4 protein-coding genes and 2 pseudogenes are annotated in these 3618 nt (G+C 67.9%); 3 read left to right on the top strand and 3 right to left on the bottom strand.

Features of this window, described 5'->3' with window-relative positions:
• The 3 genes and pseudogenes from JYJ84_RS31410 to JYJ84_RS31400 form a co-directional block, all read left to right on the top strand.
• Window positions 1-143 (top strand): annotated as a pseudogene (locus JYJ84_RS31410) (thiamine monophosphate kinase); the annotation flags it as partial.
• On the top strand, window positions 133-666 hold the full coding sequence (locus tag JYJ84_RS31405) for a phosphatidylglycerophosphatase A (protein ID WP_175222947.1): 534 nt from the start codon (window positions 133-135) through the stop codon (window positions 664-666). The pseudogene JYJ84_RS31410 and the gene JYJ84_RS31405, both read left to right, overlap by 11 nt.
• A gap of 32 nt (window positions 667-698) precedes the next feature.
• The gene (locus JYJ84_RS31400; RefSeq protein WP_034186407.1) at window positions 699-1199 is read left to right on the top strand and encodes a CinA family protein; all 501 of its coding nucleotides are present in this window, start codon (window positions 699-701) and stop codon (window positions 1197-1199) included.
• Between the two features lie 43 nt (window positions 1200-1242).
• On the opposite strand, the gene JYJ84_RS31395 is transcribed toward JYJ84_RS31400, so the two are convergent.
• From JYJ84_RS31395 to JYJ84_RS31385, 3 genes and pseudogenes are all read right to left on the bottom strand, one after another.
• The gene (locus tag JYJ84_RS31395) at window positions 1243-2301 is read right to left on the bottom strand and encodes a haloacid dehalogenase-like hydrolase (protein ID WP_175222946.1); all 1059 of its coding nucleotides are present in this window, start codon (window positions 2299-2301) and stop codon (window positions 1243-1245) included.
• A gap of 221 nt (window positions 2302-2522) precedes the next feature.
• Window positions 2523-3350: an orotidine-5'-phosphate decarboxylase gene (gene pyrF / locus JYJ84_RS31390; protein WP_047899773.1), complete on the bottom strand. Its 828-nt coding sequence runs from the start codon at window positions 3348-3350 to the stop codon at window positions 2523-2525.
• A gap of 39 nt (window positions 3351-3389) precedes the next feature.
• A pseudogene (locus JYJ84_RS31385) lies at window positions 3390-3618 on the bottom strand (aldose 1-epimerase); the annotation flags it as partial.

Raw genomic sequence — 3618 nt, 5'->3', positions numbered from 1 at the left:
AGGCCGGCGTGGCGGTCACGCGAATCGGTACAATACGCGGCTTGTCCGCGCCGTCGGAGCGGCCCGCGATCGCGTGGCGCGACGCCACCGGCGCGCCCCTGGCTCTCACGTTGCACGGTTTCGACCACTTCCATGCAGACTGACCCGACGCCCGCACCGCAGGCGACCGAGCCCGGCGCCCCGCCGCGCCCGACCGCGCGCTTCATGCTGTCGCATCCGGCGCATATCGTGTCGCTCGGCTTCGGCAGCGGGCTCGCGCCGCTCATGCCCGGCACGGTCGGCTCGCTGTTCGGCTGGCTCAGTTTCGTCGTGCTCAACCGCTACCTGACGGTGCCCGAATGGTGGGCGCTGATCGCCGTCGGCTTCGTGGCGGGTACGTGGCTCACCGGTTTCACCGCGAAGAAGATGGGGACGGCCGATCCGGGCGCCGTCGTCTGGGACGAGATCGTCGCGATCTGGCTCGTGATGCTGTTCGTCACGCCCGCGACCTTCGTCGGCCAGCTGTGGGCGTTCGTCGCGTTCCGCTTCTTCGACATGCTCAAGCCGCCGCCGATCCGCTATTTCGACCGCCGCCTGAAAGGCGGGCTCGGCATCATGGTCGACGACCTGGTCGCCGCGTTCATGACGCTGCTCGTGATCGCCCTGTGGCGTTCCGTCGTCGGCTGACCGTTTTTCCCGACTCCCGTTTCCCGACGCGCATGCCAACCGATTCCGTCGTCCACCAGCTTGCGATCCGCGCAGGCAACAAGCTGCGTGACGAGCACCTGACGCTCGCCACCGCCGAATCCTGCACCGGCGGCATGATCGCCGCGGCGATCACCGACATCTCCGGCAGCAGCCAGTGGTTTGAGCGCGGCTTCGTCACGTATTCGAACCAGGCCAAGATCGAGATGATCGGCGTGCCGCCCGACCTGATCGACAAGCACGGCGCCGTCAGCGAGCCCGTCGCGCGCGCGATGGCCGAAGGCGCGCTGCGCAACAGCCGCGCGCAGGTCGCGCTGTCCGTCACCGGCATCGCGGGCCCGGCGGGCGGCAGCGAGAAGAAGCCGGTCGGCACCGTGTCGTTCGGCTGGAGCAACCGGCTGCATACCGACGTCGAGACGCTCGTGTTCAAGGGCGACCGCGAACAAATCCGCACGCAGGCGGCCGCGCATGCGCTGCGCGGGCTGCTGAAGCTGCTCGACGAGCGCGAGGGCTGATCGATCGACGGGCGCCCGCGGCGCCCTCGTCATCGCTTGCCGCTTACTGGATCGCGTCGGGCTTCACGACGATCCAGTTCTTGTCCGCCGTCACCGGCAGGCCGAGCGACTTCTGCTGCGCGGCCGATTCGTCCGACCACGCGCGGATCTGCGCCATCTGCTTGTCCTTCTTGTTCACCCATACGCGCACGCCGCCGCGCGCGATGTCGGTCGCGTTCAGCAGCATGTAGCCGTCGGACGTCGGCGTGTCGCCCGCGACGAGCACCGGCTTCTTCCACTGGTCGATCCAGCCGACGATCGAGCCGAGCTTGCCTTCGTACCAGGTCATCGGGTTCATCAGGAACGGCGTGATCACCAGGCTGCGGTTCGCGGCCTCGTCGTACTTGCCGGCCTTGATCTGCAGCCGCGACGTGGTCAGCGCGCCGGTCGCCGGGTTGCGCAGCAGCGTCGTCACGCCGATCACGTTCTGCGGCTTCACGTTGTAGCCGTACTTCGGGTCGGACAGCACGAGCCGCGCGAGCTCCTCGTGCGCGGCCGTCATTACGTAGACCTCGATGCCGTTCTCGCGCAGCGCGTTGTACAGCTCCTGCATCCCGCGGAAGAAGCGCGGCGGGTTCACCGTGCCGTCGACCACCTTGTCGCCCTGCCAGTAGCGGATCGGGATCGGCTTGCCGTCGGCGAGCATCGCGTCGACGTGACGCTTCAGGTCGGCCAGCGACTGCCCGGCGAACGCCTGCGCGATCCACGGGTAGCAGACCAGGTCGTCGATCTCGCACAGCCGGTAGTAATAGCTCGTCAGCGATTCCTTGTAGTCGGCGGCATCCTTGAACGGGATCAGCTTCAGCGACGGGTCGAGCGTGTCGCGCGTCAGCACGCCGCGGTTCTCGAGGTACGGCAGCAGCGACTCCTCGAGGTCGTAGCGGTAGGTCGTATTGTCGGCGTCGAACACCGCGTAGTCGCCGCGGTGCGCATGCGCGGCGATCATCGCGTTCAGCGCCTTCGCGCTGTCGGCCGGCCAGTGCGAGAGATCCGCCGCATGGGCGAAGCTCATGCACAACGATGCGGCAAGCGCGCTCAGAAGACGTCGGGACAGCTTGGGCATGGCGTCGCTCCTTTCTTGACATTTTCGTTACGGATCGATGACAAGCGGGAGCATCGCGCGATTGGCGCGCGGGGATGCGGTGCGGAAGCGACGGGAAGTTGTCCGGGTGCGCCAGTGCAGGCCGGGCGGGCGGAAGAGCGGGAAAACCGGAGGGAAGCGGCGGGCTCGCGCGTGGGAGCCCGCCGGAACCGGCTGCCCGGACGGGCAGCCGGCTCGATCCATCAACGATGCGCGTTGATCGTGTCGCGGGTCTTCTGCGCGGCGAGCGCCGCGGCTTCGGCGAAATCCTCGCCGTTGCTCGCGTACAGGATCGCGCGCGACGAGTTGATCATCATGCCGGTGCCGTCGGCCGTGCGGCCCGCGTTGACGGTCGCCTGCACGTCGCCGCCCTGCGCGCCGATGCCGGGAATCAGGAGCGGCATGTCGCCGACGATCCCGCGCACGATCTCGATTTCCTTCGGGAACGTCGCACCGACCACGAGGCCGAGCTGGCCGTTCTTCGCGTTCCACTTGTTCGCCGCGAGGTCGGCGACGACCTGGTACAGCGGCCGGCCGTTCGTGTCGAGGAACTGCAGGTCGGAACCGCCCGGGTTCGACGTGCGGCACAGCACGATCACGCCCTTGCCTTCGTGCTCGAAGTACGGCTCGACCGAGTCGTAGCCCATGTACGGGTTCACCGTGACGGCGTCCGCGCGATAGCGCTCGAACGCTTCGCGCGCGTACTGCTCGGCCGTGCTGCCGATGTCGCCGCGCTTCGCGTCGAGAATCACGGGCAGGCCCGGGTGCTGGAGGTGGATGTGCGCGATCAGGCGCTCGAGCTGGTCTTCCGCACGATGCGCGGCGAAGTAGGCGATCTGCGGCTTGAACGCGCTCGCGTATTGCGCGGTCGCGTCGACGATCTGCCGGCAGAATTCGAAGATCGCGTCGGGCTGGCCGTCGAACTGCACGGGAAAGCGCGACGGCTCGGGATCGAGGCCGACGCACAGCAGCGAATTCGTGCGCTGCCACGCGGCGCGCAGCGATTCGATGAAAGTAAGCGGGGAAGACATGGCGGATACTCGCGGCAAACCGTTGGTAGACCGCGTATTTTACCCGCGTCGCCGGCGCCCTTCGCGCGAAGCCGCATCGCTGCGTGCATCGGCACGCTCGACGGTGAACGAAAAACGCCGCGTGAGCCGCTCGCCCGGCGCGAGCAGCGTCATCCCGTGCGCGGCCGCGCCACCCGGCAGGTTCACCGCATTGATCGGATGATCGACCGGCTCGAAGCAGAAGAAATCCTCGCCGGGCGGCGTGTAGAGCACGTACGCGTCGGCGTCG

Origin of the sequence: Burkholderia sp. LMG 13014, assembly GCF_905232215.1 — a bacterium.
Classification (GTDB): domain Bacteria; phylum Pseudomonadota; class Gammaproteobacteria; order Burkholderiales; family Burkholderiaceae; genus Burkholderia.
This window is presented reverse-complemented; position numbering and strand designations above follow the sequence as displayed.